Below are 18432 nucleotides of genomic sequence, written 5' to 3'. Positions count from 1 at the left end.
GGGTAGGGCCAGGTGCTGACAGGGTCGGGTGCGGGCAGGTCGGGTCTGGCCGGTCGTCGGTGCCGGGTGGCAGGCTGTGGCCATGCCCGACACCTCGCGCCCGTTCCAGGTCCTGCCGGCCGCCGCCGCCCGCGTCACCGACCTCGTCCGCGCCGTTCCTGACGACCGGTGGCGCCGACCGACGCCGTGCGAGGGGTGGGACGTGCGCGCCCTGGTCAACCACCTCACCGCCGAGCACCTCTGGGCGCCGCGCCTGCTGGCCGGCGAGTCGCTGGCGGAGGTGGGGGACGACTACGCCGGGGACGTCCTCGGCGACGACCCCGTGGCCGTCTGGCACCACGCCGTGACCACCTCGCTCCTGGCCTGGGCCGACGTCGCGCCCGAGGACGAGCTGCGCGAGATCGAGGTGTCGTCGGGGCCGATCACGCTGCGGGAGTACGCCGACCAGATGCTCGTCGACCTCGTCGTGCACGCCTGGGACCTGGCGGCAGCACTCGGGCTCCCGCACCTGCCGGTGGCGGAGGCGGTGCACCGGGCCACGGAGTACGAACGGCCCCGCACCGGGCACGGCCAGGGCATCGACGGCCTGTTCCGGCCGGCGGTGCCGACCACCTCGACGGACCCGCTGGACCGGCTGGTCGCGATGCTCGGCCGCGACCCCGGGTGGGGTGCGTGACGGGGCGTCGCCGGACGGCGCACCTCGCGCTGCCGCTCGCCCTCGCACTGACCCTCGGCGGCTGCGGCACGGTCGTCGACTGGCCCGCCCGTGTCCCGGAGGCGACCGTGCCCCCGGAGGCGGTCGGGTCGGCCCCGCAGGTCCCGGCCGCCGTCGACGAGGGCCTGCGCACCGACGGTCCCGCGCCGACCACGGAGGGGTCGACCGGGAAGGAGCCGACCGAGGAGCCGGTCGTCAGCAAGGTCAGCGGCCTGGTGCCGCTGGGCCGGGAGGACCTCGCCGACCTGGCCGCGGAGCTGGACCGCGCGCTGACCTCCGGCGACGAGGAGGAGTGGATCGCCTTCTTCGACGGCGACGAGGACCTGCTCGAGCAGCAGCGACGCTGGTTCCGAGGAGTGCAGGCGGTGCCGATGGACGTGCGTGAGATCCTGCCCGAGACGGTGGTGTCGTCGGACACGCCCGAGGGCACGGTGGTGCAGCTGGTCCTCGCCCACCAGATCAGCGGGGCCGACCCGGTGCCGGCGGTGGAGACCTACCGGGTGACGGTGCAGCGGCCGCCGGGCGGGGAGCCGCGGATCACCCGGATGGCGGGTCAGGACCGGCAGGACGGGCACCCGCAGCTGTGGGACCTGCAGGCGCTTGCCGTCACGGTCACCGACGACCTCGTCGTGCTCGCCCCGCAGGGCCGCGAGAGTGACGTGGCCGCCGTCCTTCCCGGGCTGGAGAGCGCCACGGCCAACGTCTTCCTCGACTTCGACGAGGGTCCGCGCGACCGGCTCGTCGTCCAGCTCGCCGACGCCGACGACCTGCGCGCGATCACCGATGACCAGGAACTCGCCGTCGACCCGGCCGGCGTGGCGATGACCAGTGCCGGGCTGGCGGAGCGCCCGGAGCGGGGCGAGGTCGGCGTGACCTACTCCCGCGACGAGCACGTCGACCGGATCGTGCTCGACCTCGACCTGCTCCCTGGCGACCTGACCTTCGGCACCCCACCGGGGGGCTTCGGGCTGATGCGGCACGAGGGCGTGCACGCCGTGGTCGACGGTGCCCCGGGCGTGCGGCCGCCGGTGTGGGTGTGGGAGGGCCTGGCGCAGTGGTACGGCTTCCGCCGCGACTACGTCCTCGACGACGCCTACCGCGCGGTGGTGACCGGCTCCTCCGGGCAGCCGCTGGAGCTTCCCGACTCCTTCGACGACTACTACTACGACTCTCCCGAGGCCGGTGATCTCGCCTACGCCTCCTCGGCGATGGTCTTCACGTTCCTGGAGCAGCGCTTCGGCTTCGAGACCGCCCGCGACGCCGGCGTGGGGCTGACCCAGGTCGACGGGTGGGTGGACACCTCGGACGCGGACGCGCTGCTCGGCCGCCTCACCGGGATGACGCTGGAGGGCCTGGAGCAGGAGTGGGCCGCCTGGGCGCTCGCCAGCTACGGGTGACTGGCGTGCGGGGCGGGCGGGCACGTCATACCCTGCAAGGATGCTGACCGAGGACCTGCCCAGGGACTGGTGGAAGGGCGTCGTCGTCTACCAGGTCTATCCCCGCAGCTTCGCCGACAGCGACGGGGACGGGGTCGGCGACATCCGCGGCGTCATCGAGCGGCTCGGCCACCTCGAGCGGCTCGGCGTCGACGTGCTGTGGCTCAGCCCGGTCTACTGCTCGCCGCAGGACGACAACGGCTACGACATCAGCGACTACCGCGGGATCGACCCGCTCTTCGGCACCCTCGAGGACGTCGACGAGCTGATCGCGCGGGCGCACGACGCCGGCATCCGGCTGGTCATGGACCTCGTCGTCAACCACACCTCCGACGAGCACGCGTGGTTCGTCGACTCGCGCTCCTCGCGAGACAGCGAGCACCGCGACTGGTACTGGTGGCGGCCGCCGCGCAAGGGCCACGTGGGCGGCGAGGCCGGCGCGGAGCCCAACAACTGGGGCTCGTTCTTCTCCGGCTCGGCCTGGGAGTGGGACGAGGCGACGGGGGAGTACTACCTGCATCTCTTCAGCCGCAAGCAGCCCGACCTGGTGTGGAGCAACCCGGACGTGCGCGCCGCCGTCTACGCGATGATGCGCTGGTGGCTCGCCCGGGGGGTGGACGGCTTCCGGATGGACGTCATCAACCTCATCGACAAGCCGGACGGGCTGCCCGACGGCGACAAGAAGCTCGGCGACCTGTGGGGCCAGGCGTTCCCGCTGGTCAGCACCGGTCCGCGCGTGCACGACTACCTGCAGGAGATGCACGGGCAGGTCTTCGCCGACCTCGGGCGCCCCTACCTGACGGTCGGGGAGATGCCCGGCGTGGACGCGGAGCAGGCGCGGCTGTTCACCGACCCGGCGCGGCGGGAGGTAGACATGGTCTTCCAGTTCGAGCACGTCGACCTCGACAAGGGGCCGTCGGGCAAGTTCGACATCGTGCCGCTGACCATGGCCGAGCTGCGCGCCAACCTCATGCGCTGGCAGGTCGAGCTGGACGACGTGGGCTGGAACTCCCTCTACTGGGACAACCACGACCAGCCGCGCGCGGTCAGCCGGTTCGGCGACGACGACCCGGTATGGCGTGAGCGCTCGGCCAAGACTCTGGGCACCGTGCTGCACACCCTGCGAGGGACGCCCTACGTCTACCAGGGCGAGGAGCTGGGCATGACCAACGTGCCGTTCTCCGCCCCCGAGGACTTCCGGGACATCGAGTCGGTCAACTACATCCGTGAGCAGACGGCGGCGGGCGTGCCGTTCAGCGACCTCCTGCCCGGGCTGCGCTTCCGCAGCCGTGACAACGCGCGCACGCCGGTGCAGTGGACCGCCGGGGAGCACGCCGGCTTCACCAGGGGCGAGCCGTGGATCCCGGTGACGCCCAACCACGAGGAGATCAACGCCGAGGCCCAGGTCGGGGTGGAGGGCTCGGTGTTCGAGCACTACCGTGCGCTCGTGGCGCTGCGGCACGAGGAGAGAGCCGTCTCGCACGGCACGGTCACGCCGCTGGCGATGGACCACCCGGACCTGTGGGCCTTCGGCCGCGAGCACGAGGGGACCCGGCTCCTCGTCCTGGCGTCCTTCACCCGCGAGCCCGTCGAGGTGCCGCCCGAGCTGCTCGAGGGCTGGGAGGGCGCCGAGGCGGTCGTCGCGACGTCCGGGGACGCGGCCGCCGGCGTGCTGACGCACGGCGTCCTGCCCGGCTGGGAGTCGGTCGTCCTGCGGTCGTCAGGCACACTGGCGGAGTGAGCACCCCCGACCCGGAGGCCAACCGCCGCACCCAGACCGAGCTCTACGGCGCGCCCGTCGCCGAGCTCGTCGGCACCGTGCGCGCGGTCACCGGGCTGACGCAGACGGCCCTGGCCAAGGTACTCGGGCTCTCGGCGCCGATGCTCAGCCAGCTGGTCTCGGGCCAGCGCATCAAGATCAGCAACCCCGCGGCGGTCGCCCGCCTCGAGGCGCTGCTCGACCTCGCTCACCGCGACGACCTCGACGCGGGGAAGCGGGAGGAGGAGATCGCCCGGATCGCGCGCGAGCAGCGGACGCTCACCAGCCAGCGGCGGGCGAGCGTGCCGGACCGGCACGAGGTGGTCGCAGCGCTGGTCGCGGCGGCGCCGGCCGAGGAGCTGGCCCGGGTCGCGCGGGCGGCGGATCAGGACGGCGAGCTCGCCCGGCTCCTCGACGAAGCGGCCCGTGCTGCCGCCCCGACCGCCGGGGCCCCCGGCGATGCCTGAGCGCGGTCCCGGGGCGACCGTGCGCGGCCAGGTGCTGGCGGGCCGCGTCGAGCTGCTGGACCCAGTCGGGGAGGGCGGCGGGAGCGTCGTCTGGCGGGCGCGGGACCTGCGGACCGGCGAGGTGGTGGCCGCCAAGCTGCTCCGGCAGGCCGAGGCCGGGTCGCTGCTGCGCTTCGTGCAGGAGTCGAGCACCCGGATCCGGCACGACCACGTGCTGGCGCCGATGACCTGGGTCGCCGAGGACGGGCAGGTGGCGCTGCTCATGGAGCTCGTCGGCGGAGGCTCCGTCGCGAGCCTCGTCGGGGACTTCGGCGCGCTGCCGCCCCTGCTGGCCGCCGAGCTGCTGCGCCAGGCCTGCGAAGGGCTGCAGGCGGTCCACGAGGCCGGCGTCGTGCACCGCGACGTCACCCCGGCCAACCTGCTGCTGCGCGCGACGGGCGCCGGCCGTCCGCACCTGCTGCTCTCCGACTTCGGCGTGGCCGTGCGGCTCGACGGGCCGCGGCTGACGCGCGTCGACCGCGTCGTCGGCACGCCCGGCTACAGCGCACCCGAGCAGGAGCGCGGAGGCGACCCCGCTCCCGCCCAGGACCTGTACGCACTCGGCAGGGTCGCCCACGAGATGCTCACCGGCCTGAGGCCGCAGCCGGACGTCCCGGACGTCGACCTGTCCGGCTCGCTGCCGCGGGAGGCGCCACCCGTGCTGCGGGACCTCGTGCGCAGCCTCCTGGCGCCGGACGTCCGCGACCGCCCCGTCTCTGCGTCGGACGCGCGGGCCAGGCTGGACCACCCGGACCTGGCGTGGCGCCAAGGCGCCATGGGCGAGGTCGAGGTGCTCGACCACCTGGCCGAGGAGGACCCGCCGCCCGAGGACCCCCTTCCCCGACCGGGAGCACGCTCCGCACGCGAGGTGACCGGGGAGCAGGCCGGTGGCCCGGTGGTGGCGCTCGCCGCGGTCGCGATTCTCAGCGCCGCGGTGCTGCTCTGGGCGCTGGTTCAGCTGCTCTGAGAGCGGCCCCGGTTGGCCGCGACCCAGAGGCCGCCGCCGGAGGCGAGGAGCACCGCGAGCGCCCCGCCGGCGACCCACCACAGCAGGGAGCGGTCGCTCTCGTCCTCGTCCGTGTCACCCACCGACGAGGCCTGCGGCGTCGGGGTCGCCGTGTCCGCCGAGGGGTCACCGGTGGTGCTGGTCGCGGTGTCGGTGGAGCCGGCGCCGTCGGTGCTGCTCGCGACCGCCCCGGTCGCTGCTGCGGCGGCGCCCTCGGGGAAGGACGGTACGCCCGTGATCTCGCCCTCGACGGCGACGGTGAACTCCACGGGGACCGGCCGGCCGTCCGCGTTGCCCTGGTACTTCGGCGGGACCGCGAGCGTGAAGTAGTAGGTGCCCGCCTCGGACACCCAGCGGGCCTCGGAGGGGTAGGAGTCCAGCGCGTTGCGGTAGCGGACCTCGGGCACGACCACGGCGTAGCGCTCCGGAGGGGAGCCCAGGTGGTAGGAGGCGTAGGCGCTCGCGTCGGGGTTGCTGACGGCGCGCCGGTCCGGCTCGTGGAAGGTCGCGTGCACCCACAGGTAGTCGTTGGCCTCGTCGCTGAGGTAGCTGTCGTCGGTCGGTCCCTCGACGATCAGCTGGGCGCTCTGGCCCCAGTCGACGGTGGTCGAGAAGTAGGCCTGCTCGCCGGGGACGAGGTGCTCCACGTAGGTGCCGGGCTCCAGCGGGACGGCGTCGCTGAAGCTGCCTCCGCCCACGACGGGCTCCACCTCGTCCTGCGTGGGGGCCAGCTCGTCGGGCACGGTGATCTCCCCGTACACGCCCGCAGGCAGGCTGTCGACGTCCTGGGCGACCGGCACCTCCCGCACGACCAGCTCCACGGGCGCCGGACGCTTCCCGTCCCCTCCGCGCTCGACCTTGAGGAGGAGCGGCTCGCCGGTGAGGCAGTCATCGTCGACGGTCAGGACCGTCGTCACCGCGCCGCTGAGGCCGAGGTCGTGAAACCTGAAGCCGTTCTCGTAGCCGCAGCTGTCCCCGTCCTGGTCCTGCACCTGCAGGGCGAAGGTCTCCTTGTCGAAGGAATCGCCGGTGGAGGGCGGGCGGCTGGTCACCGAGACCTGGAGCCGGTGGTCGCCGGTGGTGGGCGCGAGCGAGTAGTACTCGGCCGCCTTGGTGCCGGTCGTGATGCTGTCGGTGTACTGCCCCGGCTCCAGGACGGGGGCCTCGTCCGTGCTGGTGCGGTCGACCCCCTCGACCGGGGTGCCCTGGACGGCGAATCCGCGCAGCGCACGGGTGGACAGCTTGTCCAGGGCGATCTCCAGGCTCCCGGCGTCCGGGGCCGCCAGATAGGTGCCGCCCGTGGCCTCGGCGATGCAGCGCAGCTGGCTCTGCGCGGTCTCCTCGACGCCGTAGCCCACCGTGTCGATCTGCACCTCGATGCCGTCGGCGCCCAGCTGCTCGACGGTCTCGCACGGGTCGGGGTCGCAGGTCTCCTCGCCGTCGGAGACCAGGATGATGTGCCGGTTGTCCGCGTCGCCGAGGTCGTCCGCCGCCTGGGAGAGCGCGTAGGAGATCGGGGTGAACCCGGAGGGCTCCACGTCCTTGACGGCGTCCTTGAGCGCGGCCGGGTCCGACGGGCCGAGCGGGACGACCACCTGGGTGTCGGTGCACGCGGCCTCGGTCTTCTTCTCGTTGGGCTCGGTCGCACCGTAGACGCGCAGCCCCACCTCTGCGTCCTCGGGCAGGTTGTCGACCGCGTCGGTCAGGGCCTTGCGCGCGGCCTCCATGCGGGTGCCCCCGCCGCCGGCGTCGTCGGCGGCCATCGACCCCGAGGCGTCGAGGACGAGCATGATCGAGGCGGACTGCTGCGCCCTCTCCTGCTCGCTCGTCGTGCTCGCCCATGCTGGTGCGGCGGCCAGGGCCAGCGCCGTCGTGCTCGCGGCGGCCACCCAGCGACGGACTGCGCTCGCCGTCCGTCTCGTGCGCTGATCCCTCATCAGTTCTTCCTCCCTCGGTGCGGATTTGCAAGTGCGACAATAACGAGGACCTATTGCACTTGCAAATTTGACGCGCGTCGGCCCCGCGAGGCCATGACCTGGACGGTCACAGCCCCGCGAGGTCGCGGGTCATGAGGGGCTGACTCAGTCCTGCGGGCTCTGGTCCCAGGGCTTGCGCTCGCCCTCCGGACGCTCCCACGAGTGCGCGCCGGGCTGGTCGCGATGGGCGCCCTGGTCAGCCTGCTCGACCGGCGCCGGGTCGGCGGGGTCGTCCTTTTCCGGAAGGTCCGCGACGACCTGCTCCTGCTGCGGCAAGGTGCCCAGCTGGGCAGAGCCGGACGCACCAGGCTGGCGTGCCGCGGCGCGGGCCTTGCGGGCGGCCTCGGCCACCGCGGCCTCGGCCTCCTTGCCCGTGCGCTGCTTGGTCGCACCCTCGGCGTTGCGGGAGGCGTCCTCGGCCTCGGCCCGGGCACGGCGCAGCGCCTCACGGGGGTCTTCCAGGGTGGGCGCGTCGAGGTCGTCCAGCCCGGTGTAGCCGGCGTCGGCGCGCAGGCTCGCGCTGGGGCCGTCCAGGTAGGCCGAGCCAGAACTCTCACCGCCGCCGAGCGCCTTGCCGATGCCCGAGAGGGCGGCGGTGAGCTCGGTGGGCACCACCCACATCTGGTTGGACTCGCCCTTGGCGATCTCGGGCAGCATCTGCAGGTACTGGTAGGCCAGCAGCTTGCCGTCGGGGTTGCCCTTGTGGATGGCGTCGAAGACCTGCAGGATCGCCCGGGCCTCACCCTGGGACTCCAGGATCGCGGACTGGGCGGTGCCCTCGGCGCGCAGGATCTGGGCCTGCTTCTCACCCTCGGCCGTGAGGATCTGGGACTGCTTGACGCCCTCGGCGTTGAGGATCGTGGCGCGGCGGTCACGCTCGGCGCGCATCTGCTTCTCCATCGAGTCCTGCACGGAGGCCGGCGGGTCGATCGCCTTGAGCTCGACCCGGTTGACCCGGATGCCCCAGCGGCCGGTGGCCTCGTCGAGCACCCCACGCAGCTGGCCGTTGATCATGTCGCGGCTGGTCAGCGTCTGCTCCAGGTCCAGGGAGCCGATGACGTTGCGCAGCGTGGTGACGGTCAGCTGCTCGATGCCCTGGATGTAGTTGGCGATCTCGTAGGTCGCCGCCTTGGGGTCGGTGGGCTGGAAGTAGATGACGGTGTCGATGGAGACGACCAGGTTGTCGCTGGTGATCACCGGCTGCGGCGGGAAGCTGACGACCTGCTCGCGCAGGTCGACCACCGCGCGCGGCCGGTCGATGAACGGCAGCAGGAAGTGCAGGCCGGCGTCCAGGGTGCGGTCGTACTTGCCGAGGCGCTCCACGATCACCGCGGTCGCCTGCGGCACGATGCGGATGGCTCGGGCGATCGCGCTGATCACGAACAGCACGATGAGGGCTACGACTGCCCACACGATCAGGTTGACGGGGTCCATGAGGACTCTCCTTCGGGTCGGTCCTTGGTCAGGTCTGTCGGGCTGGGGGTATGACGTGAGCTCCCGGCCGGGGGTTGCGTCTGCCTCAGCGGTCGGTCGGGGGCTCGGCGTCGAACGGCTTGTCCTCGGGGGTGGCGGCGGTGACGACGGCGGTGGCGCCGTCGATCTTGACCACCGTCACCAGGTCGCCGGGCGCGTAGGTGAGCCCGGCCAGCTCGGACCGGGCGGTCCAGTGCTCGCCGCGCAGCTTGACCAGACCGGTGCGGTCGCTGACCTCCTCGACCACCGTCGCGGCGTGGCCGATGTGCGCCTCGATGCCCATCGGGCCGCCCTTGCCCTCCAGGTGCAGGTGCTTGAGGGCGATGGGGCGCAGGGCGAAGACGAACAGGCCGGCCGCCACCGCGAAGACGAGGACCTGGAGGACGAGCGGCAGCCCGACCCCCGCGACGATCGCGGCGACCAGCGCACCGAGCGCGAGCATGAGGAAGATGAGGTCGAGGGTGTTCATCTCGACGATGCCGAACGCCAGCGCGGCGCCGATCCACCACAGCCACTGCGGGCTGTTGCTCAACCACTCCGGCATGGCTGCTCCTTTCCCCTTGTCGTCCGATCCTACGTGGTGCTCGGCGCGCCGGTGCGTCTGGCCTGCGGCACGGTCAGGACGGCTCCGACCAGCAGCAGCACGGCGGAGAGCACCAGCCCGGCCCCCAGCGACCCGGACACGTCGGAGAACCAGCCGGTCAGCCAGGGCCCGGCCGTCTGACCGGCGCCGAAGGCCACGGTGGCGAACGCCAGGCCGGAGGTCCACAGGGTCGAGGGCAGCGACTCGCGCACGCCGACCGTCATCGCGGTGACGACCGACAGGAAGGTCCCGCCGACGACCGCGCCGGAGACGAAGAACGACCACGTCTGCGGGACGAGCACGGGCAGCGCGGTCCCGGCGGCGAGCACCACCAGCAGCACCGCCATCGAGCGGGCCCCGCCGAGCCGGCCGATCAGCCGGCCCCACGCCAGCCAGCCGCCGGACGCCGCGACGCCCACCACGACCCAGAACGCCGCCACCGTGCGCAGGCCGACGCCCGCCTCCTGGAGGAAGGCGATGATGAAGGTCAGGTAGGCGATGTAGCCCAGCCCGAAGAAGGTGTAGGCCGCCGACAGCCAGCCGATCCGTCGCTGGTCGAAGCGCTGCTCCTGCGCACGGGGCGGCTGCGGGTCGACGGTGTGCCGCAGCGCCCGGGCCGCGACCAGCGTCGCCACGACCGCCAGCGCGGTGAGCGTGAGCCAGCCCAGCTGCCAGCCGGCCAGGTGCAGCCCGGCGGAGGTGGCTGCGGAGGGTCCGCGGTCGAGCACCCAGGGGACGAGCAGCCCGGCGAGCGTCATCCCGCCGCCCGCCCCGCCGTAGTAGAGCCCGAGCATCAGGGCGGCCCGTCCCGGCGTGCCCCCGGCGCCGGCTGCCGCGACGAGCGCAGCCCCCAGCACGAACGCCCATGCCCCGCCGAGACCGGCGACGGTGCGGGCCACGAGGAGGACAGCATAGGCGCTGGTCAGTGCGGTGAGGAGCAGGGAGACCGTGGTGAGCGCGGCCCCGAGGAGGAAGGCGCGGCCGGTGCCGACCCGACGCGCGAGCGGGGCCGCCACCAGCGCGCCCACGAGGTAGCCAGCGGCGTTGGCCGTGTTGAGCGCCCCGGCCTGCGACCAGGACCAGCCCAGGTCGGCCGCCATGTCCGGCAGCAGCAGGGCGTAGGCGAAGCGGGCCAGCCCCAGCGCGATCAGCGGACCGGCCGACAGCGCGAGCGCCACGAGGAGGCGGTCGGCGCGGCTGGTCATGGCCGTCAGTGTGTCAGGCGGGTCGAAGGGTCCGCCGGCGCCCGTCGCCGTCAGTAGGCGGCAGGGGTGGGGCGGACGGCGCCCAGCGCGCCGACGTCCGTGGAGCCCTCGGCGACCCTGGCCCGGGGCGGCCGGTTCGCCGCCGGGACGGGTGCGCTGGCCAGCGCCCGCCCGACGATCCCGAAGACCTGCTCGGTCTCCACGAGGAAGGCGTCGTGCCCGTAGGGGGAGTCGATCGTGGCCAGCTCCCGGCAGGCGGGCGACCCGGCGACGACCTCGCCGTCGGCCGGCGTGAACAGGCGGTCGCTGGAGACCACCCCCACCGTCAGCTCGGCGGTGATCCGGCGCAGCGCCGCCTCGACCCCGCCCCGTCCGCGTCCCACGTCGTGGGAGTTCATCGCCTCGGTCAGCACCAGGTAGGAGTTGGCGTCGAAGCGACGCACCAGCTTGGTCCCGTGGTGCTCCAGGTAGGACTGCACCGCGTAGCGGCCGCCCCGCAGCGGGTCCTCGCCCTCCTGCTCGTCGCGGCCGAAGCGCAGCGACAGCTCGGTGGCCGACCGGTAGGTCGCGTGCGCGATCTGACGGGCGACCGCCAGGCCCTGCCTCGGCCCGGGACCGGGGTAGTAGTCCCCACCGTGGAAGCCGGGGTCCAGCCGGATCGCGTGCAGCTGCGGGACCGACCAGGCGATCTGGTCGGCGGTGGCGGCCGCCCCCGCTGCGAGCACGACGCAGCGCCTCACCCGGCCGGGGAGGGCGACCGCCCACTCGAGCGCCCGCATACCCCCGACCGAGCCGCCGACGACGAGGGCGAAGGCGTGGATGCCGAGCGCGTCGGCGAGCATCGCCTCGGCGCGCACCTGGTCGCGGACCGTGATCCGCGGGAAGGAGGACCCGTAGGGCCGGCCGTCCGGCGCCGGAGAGGACGGACCGGTGGTGCCGCCGCAGCCCCCGAGGACGGCCGGGGCGATCACGCAGTAGCGGTCGGTGTCGAGCGGGGCGCCGGGGCCGATCAGCCCCGGCCACCAGCCGGGGGTGGGCTGACCCGGCCCGCGCTCGCCGACGACGTGACTGTCGCCGGTGAGCGCGTGCAGGACCAGCACCGCGTTGTCGCGCGCCTCGTTCAGCCGGCCCCAGCTCTGCCAGCTGACCCGCAGGTCGTCGAGGACCTGCCCGGACTCCAGCGTGAGGGCGCCCAGGTGCTGGGAGCGGCGTCGCGAGGGGGACATCGCTCAGGCGGCTGACTCGTCGGCGGTGCCTGCGCCCGCAACTCTCGCCGCGGCCTCGAACCCGGTCTGCAGGTCGGCCAGGATGTCCTCGATGCCCTCGATGCCGACCGCCAGGCGGACCAGGCCCGGGGTGACTCCTGCCGCGAGCCGTGCCTCGTCGGAGAGCTGGCTGTGCGTCGTCGAGGCCGGGTGGATGACCAGGGAGCGGACGTCGCCGATGTTGGCCACGTGGCTGTGCAGCTCCAGGGCCGAGACGAAGGCCTTCCCGGCCTCGACGCCGCCCTTGATCTCGAAGGCCAGGACCGCGCCGGGGCCGCCGGGCAGGTACTTCCTGGCCAGCTCGTGCGAGGGGTGGGAGGGCAGCCCGGCGTAGATGACCTTCTCCACCTGGTCGTGACCGTCGAGCCACTCCACGACCTTGGCGGCGTTCTGCACGTGCCGCTCGACCCGCAGCGACAGCGTCTCGACGCCCTGGGCGATGAGGAAGGCGTTGAACGGCGAGATCGCCGGGCCGAGGTCGCGCAGCAGCTGGACGCGCGCCTTGAGGATGTAGGACAGGTTGACCCCGAAGATGCCGTCCTTGCCGAGGGCCTCGGCGTAGACCAGACCGTTGTAGGAGGCGTCCGGCTCGGTGAAGCCGGGGAAGCGGCCCTGCAGCTCGGCCGCGCCGTAGTCGAAGGTGCCCGCGTCGACGATCACGCCGCCGATCGAGGTGCCGTGGCCGCCGAGGTACTTCGTCGCCGAGTGCACCACGACGTCGGCCCCGTGCTCGATCGGGCGGGTGAGGAACGGGGTGGCGATCGTGTTGTCGACGATGAGCGGGACGCCGACCTCGTGGGCGACGCGCGCCACCTCCTCCACGTCCAGGACCCGGCCGTCGGGGTTGCCGATGGTCTCGCCGAAGAACGCCTTGGTGTTGTCCGCGGCGGCGGCGCGCCAGGACTCCGGGTCGGTCGGGTCCGCCACGAAGGCGACCTCGATGCCGAGCTTGGGCAGCGTGTGCGCGAACAGGTTCTGGGTGCCGCCGTAGAGGCTGGGGCTGGCCACGATCTGGTCGCCGGCCCCGGCCAGGTTGAGGACCGCCAGCGTGATCGCGCTCATCCCGGAGGCGACCAGCAGCGCGCCGACACCCCCCTCGAGGTCGGCCAGCCGGTTCTCGACGACCTCCTGGGTGGGGTTGTTGATCCGCGTGTAGATGGGGCCCAGCTCGGCCAGCGCGAAGCGGTTGGCGGCCTGCTCGGCGTCGGCGAAGACGAAGGAGGTGGTCTGGTGGATCGGCAGGGCCCGGGAGCCGGTGGTCGGGTCGGGCGTCTGGCCGGCGTGGATCTGGCGGGTGGCGAAGTCGGTGTAGGTCATGGGTGCGCTGTTCCTTGTCACGGAGGGCGGGTTGGGGCAGGTGCAGGGTGGGGATGACTCTGCTGGGCCCGCCTCGTCAGCGCTGGGGGTATGGCGTCAGGGTGCCGGTCGGCGCCCGGCCGTCGCGACGTCGCGGGGGCAGCTGCGAGGGGAAGGGCTCAGCAGCTGCGCATTCGGCGGCCTGGGGAGGTCATGGACCCAGGTCTAGCAGACCTCGCGAACCGAAGTCAATTCATGACACTAGGGCCTGCGTGAGGGAAGAATGAAGTGTCTTCCACGAATCGATGGTTGCGTGGAGAGTCTTCGTGAACGGAGTCTTCTCACGGCAGGTCGACCGCCCAACCGCCCTCCATACTGTGCAGGTCGAACCTCGCCAGTCCCTGCTGGTCCAGGATCCACAGCTCCTGACCGACCACGATCGTGCGCAGCGGGGCCTCGCCCCACTCCCTGCTCCCCGGGCCGGTCGCCACCCGGGCGACCTCGGCCAGGCGGTCCGCGCCGACGTCGAGCGCGACGAGGCCGCCGAAGCTCTCCGGCTCCCCGCGCGTGCTGTCGGCCTGCTCGGACCAGCTCATGAGCGGCACGAACGCCTGCCCGGTCGTGGGCCAGAGGGTGAACGCCCGGTGGTCCCACTCGACGGGGGAGGAGCCGTCCTTCCAGGTGAGCACCTCGGTCTGCTTCGGCGCAGAGAGGTCGCGGATGTCGAAGAGCGAGGCCTGCAGGCCGCGGGTCTGCCCGGTCCGCTCGTCCGCGTCCTGCCCGATCCCCAGCAGCCAGCCCTCGGCGACGGGGTGCAGGTAGGCCGAGTAGCCGGGGACCTTCAGCTCGCCGGCGACGCGGGGCGCGGTGGGGTCGGAGGTGTCGACCAGGTAGAGCGGGTCGGTCTGGCGGAAGGTCACCACGGCCGCCAGGTCCGGGCGCAGAAAGCGGACCGCCCGGACGTGCTCGGTCAGGCCCATCCCGTCCACCCGGCCGGTCTCGACCAGGCGCTCACCCTCCTCGCGCAGCACGACGAGGGCGGACTGCGAGGGCTCGGAGACGCCCGGCGGGTCGGTCGTGGTCGCGACCCGCACGACCCCGCCCTCCTCGTCGACCGCCCACTGGCTCAGCAGCCGCCCCTCGACCGAGCCGGACGCGGCATACCGGGTCGTGGCCGGGTCGGAGATGTCGAAGGCGTGCAGGTCGGTGCGGTTCACCGGCTCGCCCCCGGGCCAGATCGCCGCGTCGAGCGGACCGGCCCAGCGCCACAGGTCCCAGGGGCTGGTGGCGACGACGACACGGTCGGTGGAGGCGTAGACCGTGTCGCCGGAGGCCACCAGGCCGGCCCCGGAGGTCGGCCCGGGCGAGCCGGAGGTCAGGTCGAAGGTGAGCACGGACAGGGTCGACAGGCCCGCGGGGTCCCGAGGCCGGGAGATCTCCCCGCAGTCCAGCAGGCGCTCCGTGGAGGCGACCGTGCCGTCGGCGTCGAGGACCTGCACGTGCGGCACCCAGTCGTCGATGGAGGTGGCGCGGACCAGGGCGCGGTTCGTCTCCTCGGCCTCGGCCTCGGCCGCCATCGTGTTCTTGCGAGGCTGGGTCTGCTCGACGCCGGGAGGTTCGGTGACCATGACCATCCGCACCGTGCCGCCGACCATCCGCGCGGAGCGGTAGCTGCCCTCGACGCGCACCGACCCCACCGTCCTCGGCGCGGCCGGGTCGGACAGGTCGACCGTGACCACGTGGGTGCGGCTGGAGCCGAAGGGCAGGAAGCGGCCGTCCACCGGCTGGGCGTAGGACCACTCCTGGCCGAGCACGACGAGCGTGTCCCCGTGCAGCAGCAGCTCGGAGGGGGAGACCTGGTCGCGCCGGCCGGGCATCCGGACCTCGGAGACGACCTTGCGGCTGGCGACGTCCACCACGCGCACCCGGTTGTTGAGGACCGAGACGATGACGCGCCCGTCGGTCTTGACCATGTCGGCCTCGTCGACGCCCTCCTCCTGCACGTTGGTGCTCGAGTGCTCAGGCGCACCCGCGGACCCGGCGTCGTCGCCCGCCGCCGCCGCCGCGTCCTCGACGCCGCCCATGGTGTCGTCCGCGGCATACCCCATACCTCCGCCGAGCCCGTAGGGCGTGACCAGCTCGAGCGCGTTGGCCTGGTAGTAGGTGAGCAGGGCGTCGCAGTCCTCGAAGCCGGCGCGCAGCCCGAAGGACGCGGGCAGCGCCGTGACCGCAGCCCGGGCGGCGGTCTCGTCCCACGGTCCCGCGGCGGACACCTGCGCCGGGTCGGGCACCGCAGGGGCCGGCGAGCACGCGGTCAGCGCGAGCAGGGCGGCGAGCGGGAGGGCGGTCACGGCGGTCGGACGAGGCATCGGGGCCTCCTGGGTGCGGGCGGACGGCGGCGTCCGCGGCGGTGCGCTGTCGGGGGTATGACGCAACGTCAACCGGTGCGGTTCCCCTGGGGGGAGTAGCGTCGGAACGCATCCGGTCGGGACCGCCCCGGGCGGGTGCGGGAAGGAGCCCCACGTGCTGATCGGCGTGCCGCGCGAGGTGAAGGACCACGAGGACCGGGTGGCGCTCACGCCGGTGGGCGTGCACGAGCTGACGATCCGGGGTCATGAGGTGGTCGTGGAGAGCGGCGCGGGGATCGGTTCGCAGATCCTGGACGAGGAGTATGCCGCCTCCGGCGCCACCGTCGTGGGCTCCGCCGACGAGGCCTGGGCCGCCGAGCTGGTGCTCAAGGTGAAGGAGCCCGTGGAGCAGGAGTACCACCAGCTGCGCGAGGGGCTCGTGCTGTTCACCTACCTGCACCTGGCCGCCGACCGGCGGTTGACCGAGGAGCTGCTGGCCCGCCGGGTCACCGCGCTTGCCTACGAGACCGTGCAGCTGCCCTCCGGCTCGCTGCCGCTGCTCTACCCGATGTCGGAGGTGGCCGGCTGCCTGGCGCCCATGGTCGGTGCGCACACGCTGATGCGGGCACAGGGCGGTCGCGGCGTGCTGATGGGCGGGGTCGGCGGCGTCGCCAACGCCCGGGTCGTCATCATCGGTGCCGGTGTGTCGGGGCAGAACGCCGCGAACATCGCGCTCGGCATGGGGGCCGACGTCACGCTGCTGGACACCGACCTGGACAAGCTGCGGATGTCCTTCTGGCGCTACAACAACAGGGTGCACGGGCTGGCCTCCTCCGCGCTGGCGATCGAGCAGCAGGTGACCACCGCCGACCTGGTGATCGGGGCGGTGCTGCTGCCCGGAGCGGCCACGCCCACGCTGGTGAGCAACGACCTCGTCTCGCGGATGAAGCCCGGCTCGGTGCTGGTCGACATCGCCGTCGACCAGGGTGGCTGCTTCGAGGACACCCGTCCCACGACGCACTCGGACCCCACCTTCGAGGTGCACGGGTCGACCTTCTACTGCGTGGCCAACATGCCCGGCGCGGTGCCCACCACCGCGACCTACGCGCTGACCACCTCGACGCTGCCCTACGTGGTTGCGGTCGCCGACAAGGGCTGGGCGCAGGCGTGCCGGGACGACCCGAGCCTCGCCCTCGGGCTCAGCACCCACGCCGGGACGCTGACGTGTGCGCCGGTGGCGACGGAGCACGGCATACCCCTGACCGGTCTGGAGGAGGTGCTCGGGTGAGGCGGCCTGCCGACCGTCCGGCAGCTGTGTCATGCAGCGGCAGGGCGCGGACCCCGTGCCTGCCTGACACCGTTGCCTGACACGGCTGCGGGCGTCCCGGACTACTCGTCGATGCCCTTCTTCTTCCTGGCCGCGTAGACGACGTAGCCCACGATCGCGGCGGTGACCGCGACCGGCACCAGCCATCTGAGGCTGTCCAGCAGCGAGCTGATCATGCCGAGGGCGGAGATCCCGGCGAGGACGAGCAGGACGATCGACCCGGCGTTGCCGCCCTTGACGCCCTGCTCGACGTGCGTCTGCCCGGAGTCGTCAGGCAGCAGGGCCCAGGCGATCAGGTAGGCGGCCACGCCGCTGCCGAAGAACAGCGCCAGGGCCACCGCCACGATCCGGACGAGTGCGGGGGAGACACCCAGCTGTCGGGCGATGCCTGCGCAGACTCCCCCGATCATGCCGGCCGAGCTGTCCCGGCGCAGCGGGGAGGCCCGCAGCGCGGAGAGCCCGCGGTCGAGCTGAGAGCTGCCGGGCGGCGGAGTTCCCGGGGCGTCGCGCTGGCCCTGGTCGGGACCGGGATGTCCGGGACCGGGCTGCCCGTGCTCCTGCTGCCCATAGCCAGGCTGCGCCGGGCCGCCCAGGGCCGGCGGGCGCACCCCCCACACGTCGTCCTGAGGCTCTTGCTGCCGCGGCGGAGGGGGAGGCGCGGGTGAGGAGATCGGCGGTGGGGTCGAGGAGCGGCCGGGTGGCGGAGCCGGGCGGTCCGGGTGATCGGGGACGTCGTCGCTCATGACACCAGCATCTCGCGCCGGGCTGGGACCGCGCCACAGTTTTCGCCGGACCGCTGTCGTGCGCGTCGGCATGGACATGGCTGCGCCGGCGGACCCTCCCCTGGGGAGGTCCGCCGGCGCAGGGACGGATGCGGCGCGAGCCGCGGTCCGTCAGCCGTGGGTGTGGGCCGAGGAGCGTCCCTTCTTCCTCATCACCACGTAGACCACGGAGGCAGCGATCGCGACCGGGACCAGCCAGCCGAGACCGTCGAAGATCGTCGCGAGGATGCCCAGCCCCGCGAGGGTGCCCAGGGCGAGGACGGCCAGGCTGCCGGCGCGCCCGCTCCTGACGCCCTGCTCGGCGTGGGTGGTGCCGGTCTGGTCGGGCAGCAGCGCCCAGAGCAGGAGGTAGGCACCGACGCCGGTGCCGAAGAAGAGTGCGAGGGCCACGGTCGCGACGCGGACGGCGGCCACGGAGACGCCGGTGCGCTGCGCGATGCCCGCGCAGACGCCGCCGAGCACGCCCTGGGTGGTGTCGCGGTGCAGCGGCGCCTTCCTCAGGGCCGCGAAGCCGCGGTCCAGCGAGCTGGGGCCGGCCTGCGGACCGTGTCCGGAGCGGCTGCCCCCGCCGGACCAGCTGCCGGGTCCGGAGCTGCCGGAGCTGCCGGAGCTGCCGCCGGGCATGTCCTGCGGCTGCGTGCCGAGGGCGGGTGGGCGCTGGACGCCCCAGACGTCGTCGGGGCGCTCGCCCGGTCGCGGCGGGACGGCGGTCGGGGGCCGGGTGGTGTCGTGCTGGATCTCGTTCATGTCTCCAT

The 18432-nt window shown here is 73.4% G+C and carries 15 protein-coding genes; 6 read left to right on the top strand and 9 right to left on the bottom strand.

What is annotated here, in order from left to right:
- Positions 1–82 precede the first annotated feature (82 nt).
- Genes DV701_RS09065 through DV701_RS09045 form a run of 5 tightly spaced genes read left to right on the top strand, consistent with a single transcriptional unit; the run spans position 83 to position 5383 of the window.
- On the top strand, positions 83–676 hold the full coding sequence (locus DV701_RS09065; protein WP_114930950.1) for a TIGR03086 family metal-binding protein: 594 nt from the start codon (positions 83–85) through the stop codon (positions 674–676).
- Positions 673–2112 (top strand): hypothetical protein, encoded by a 1440-nt coding sequence (locus tag DV701_RS09060; protein WP_162802932.1) that lies wholly within the window; start codon positions 673–675, stop codon positions 2110–2112. The genes DV701_RS09065 and DV701_RS09060 overlap by 4 nt, the downstream gene beginning before the upstream one ends.
- A 40-nt stretch (positions 2113–2152) precedes the next feature.
- A complete protein-coding gene (locus DV701_RS09055) occupies positions 2153–3892 on the top strand; it encodes an alpha-glucosidase (RefSeq protein WP_202863482.1) in 1740 nt (579 codons plus the stop codon).
- Positions 3889–4377: a DNA-binding protein gene (locus DV701_RS18765; protein WP_114928021.1), complete on the top strand. Its 489-nt coding sequence runs from the start codon at positions 3889–3891 to the stop codon at positions 4375–4377. Before DV701_RS09055 ends, DV701_RS18765 begins: the two co-directional genes overlap by 4 nt.
- Complete coding sequence (locus tag DV701_RS09045; protein WP_162802931.1) at positions 4370–5383, top strand: serine/threonine-protein kinase; 1014 nt, start codon at positions 4370–4372, stop codon at positions 5381–5383. Before DV701_RS18765 ends, DV701_RS09045 begins: the two co-directional genes overlap by 8 nt.
- Here the strand turns inward: DV701_RS09045 and DV701_RS18235 are convergent.
- From DV701_RS18235 to DV701_RS09005, 7 genes are all read right to left on the bottom strand, one after another.
- Positions 5371–7359 (bottom strand): vWA domain-containing protein, encoded by a 1989-nt coding sequence (locus DV701_RS18235; protein WP_162802930.1) that lies wholly within the window; start codon positions 7357–7359, stop codon positions 5371–5373. The genes DV701_RS09045 and DV701_RS18235 overlap by 13 nt on opposite strands.
- 144 nt (positions 7360–7503) lie before the next feature.
- Positions 7504–8832, bottom strand: coding sequence for an SPFH domain-containing protein (locus tag DV701_RS09030; RefSeq protein ID WP_114928018.1), 1329 nt, complete (start codon positions 8830–8832; stop codon positions 7504–7506).
- Between the two features lie 85 nt (positions 8833–8917).
- Positions 8918–9415, bottom strand: coding sequence for an NfeD family protein (locus DV701_RS09025; protein ID WP_114928017.1), 498 nt, complete (start codon positions 9413–9415; stop codon positions 8918–8920).
- Between the two features lie 29 nt (positions 9416–9444).
- Complete coding sequence (locus DV701_RS09020) at positions 9445–10659, bottom strand: YbfB/YjiJ family MFS transporter (protein ID WP_114928016.1); 1215 nt, start codon at positions 10657–10659, stop codon at positions 9445–9447.
- Between the two features lie 50 nt (positions 10660–10709).
- A complete protein-coding gene (metX, locus tag DV701_RS09015; protein ID WP_114928015.1) occupies positions 10710–11885 on the bottom strand; it encodes a homoserine O-acetyltransferase MetX in 1176 nt (391 codons plus the stop codon).
- Between the two features lie 3 nt (positions 11886–11888).
- On the bottom strand, positions 11889–13241 hold the full coding sequence (locus DV701_RS09010; RefSeq protein ID WP_114928014.1) for a bifunctional o-acetylhomoserine/o-acetylserine sulfhydrylase: 1353 nt from the start codon (positions 13239–13241) through the stop codon (positions 11889–11891).
- A gap of 320 nt (positions 13242–13561) precedes the next feature.
- Positions 13562–15589 carry a beta-propeller domain-containing protein gene (locus tag DV701_RS09005; protein ID WP_114928013.1) on the bottom strand — a complete coding sequence of 676 codons (2028 nt, stop codon included), beginning with the start codon at positions 15587–15589 and terminating at the stop codon, positions 13562–13564.
- Between the two features lie 154 nt (positions 15590–15743).
- On the opposite strand from DV701_RS09005, the gene ald reads away from it, so the two are divergent.
- On the top strand, positions 15744–16856 hold the full coding sequence (gene ald / locus DV701_RS09000) for an alanine dehydrogenase (RefSeq protein WP_114928012.1): 1113 nt from the start codon (positions 15744–15746) through the stop codon (positions 16854–16856).
- 101 nt (positions 16857–16957) lie between these two features.
- Here the strand turns inward: ald and DV701_RS08995 are convergent, their stop codons facing one another.
- Positions 16958–17503: a PspC domain-containing protein gene (locus DV701_RS08995; protein ID WP_162802929.1), complete on the bottom strand. Its 546-nt coding sequence runs from the start codon at positions 17501–17503 to the stop codon at positions 16958–16960.
- A gap of 285 nt (positions 17504–17788) precedes the next feature.
- Entirely contained in the window at positions 17789–18424 is a 636-nt protein-coding gene (locus tag DV701_RS08990) for a PspC domain-containing protein (RefSeq protein WP_114928010.1), read from the bottom strand.
- Between the last annotated feature and the right edge of the window lie 8 nt (positions 18425–18432).

Source organism: Ornithinimicrobium avium, from assembly GCF_003351765.1.
Lineage (GTDB): Bacteria > Actinomycetota > Actinomycetes > Actinomycetales > Dermatophilaceae > Ornithinicoccus > Ornithinicoccus avius.
Note: the sequence above shows the minus strand (reverse complement) of the source record. Positions and strands in the feature narration are given on the sequence as shown.

Excerpts from the sequence above, each read along its gene's own strand:
- DV701_RS09025 (WP_114928017.1), bottom strand. The coding sequence starts at position 9,415 with ATGCCGGAGTGGTTGAGCAACAGCCCGCAGTGGCTGTGGTGGATCGGC.
- DV701_RS09030 (WP_114928018.1), bottom strand. The coding sequence starts at position 8,832 with ATGGACCCCGTCAACCTGATCGTGTGGGCAGTCGTAGCCCTCATCGTG.
- DV701_RS09055 (WP_202863482.1), top strand. The coding sequence starts at position 2,153 with ATGCTGACCGAGGACCTGCCCAGGGACTGGTGGAAGGGCGTCGTCGTC.
- metX (WP_114928015.1), bottom strand. The coding sequence starts at position 11,885 with ATGTCCCCCTCGCGACGCCGCTCCCAGCACCTGGGCGCCCTCACGCTG.
- DV701_RS09020 (WP_114928016.1), bottom strand. The coding sequence starts at position 10,659 with ATGACCAGCCGCGCCGACCGCCTCCTCGTGGCGCTCGCGCTGTCGGCC.
- DV701_RS09045 (WP_162802931.1), top strand. The coding sequence starts at position 4,370 with ATGCCTGAGCGCGGTCCCGGGGCGACCGTGCGCGGCCAGGTGCTGGCG.
- DV701_RS18235 (WP_162802930.1), bottom strand. The coding sequence starts at position 7,359 with ATGAGGGATCAGCGCACGAGACGGACGGCGAGCGCAGTCCGTCGCTGG.
- DV701_RS09005 (WP_114928013.1), bottom strand. The coding sequence starts at position 15,589 with ATGCCTCGTCCGACCGCCGTGACCGCCCTCCCGCTCGCCGCCCTGCTC.
- DV701_RS08990 (WP_114928010.1), bottom strand. The coding sequence starts at position 18,424 with ATGAACGAGATCCAGCACGACACCACCCGGCCCCCGACCGCCGTCCCG.
- DV701_RS09065 (WP_114930950.1), top strand. The coding sequence starts at position 83 with ATGCCCGACACCTCGCGCCCGTTCCAGGTCCTGCCGGCCGCCGCCGCC.
- DV701_RS09010 (WP_114928014.1), bottom strand. The coding sequence starts at position 13,241 with ATGACCTACACCGACTTCGCCACCCGCCAGATCCACGCCGGCCAGACG.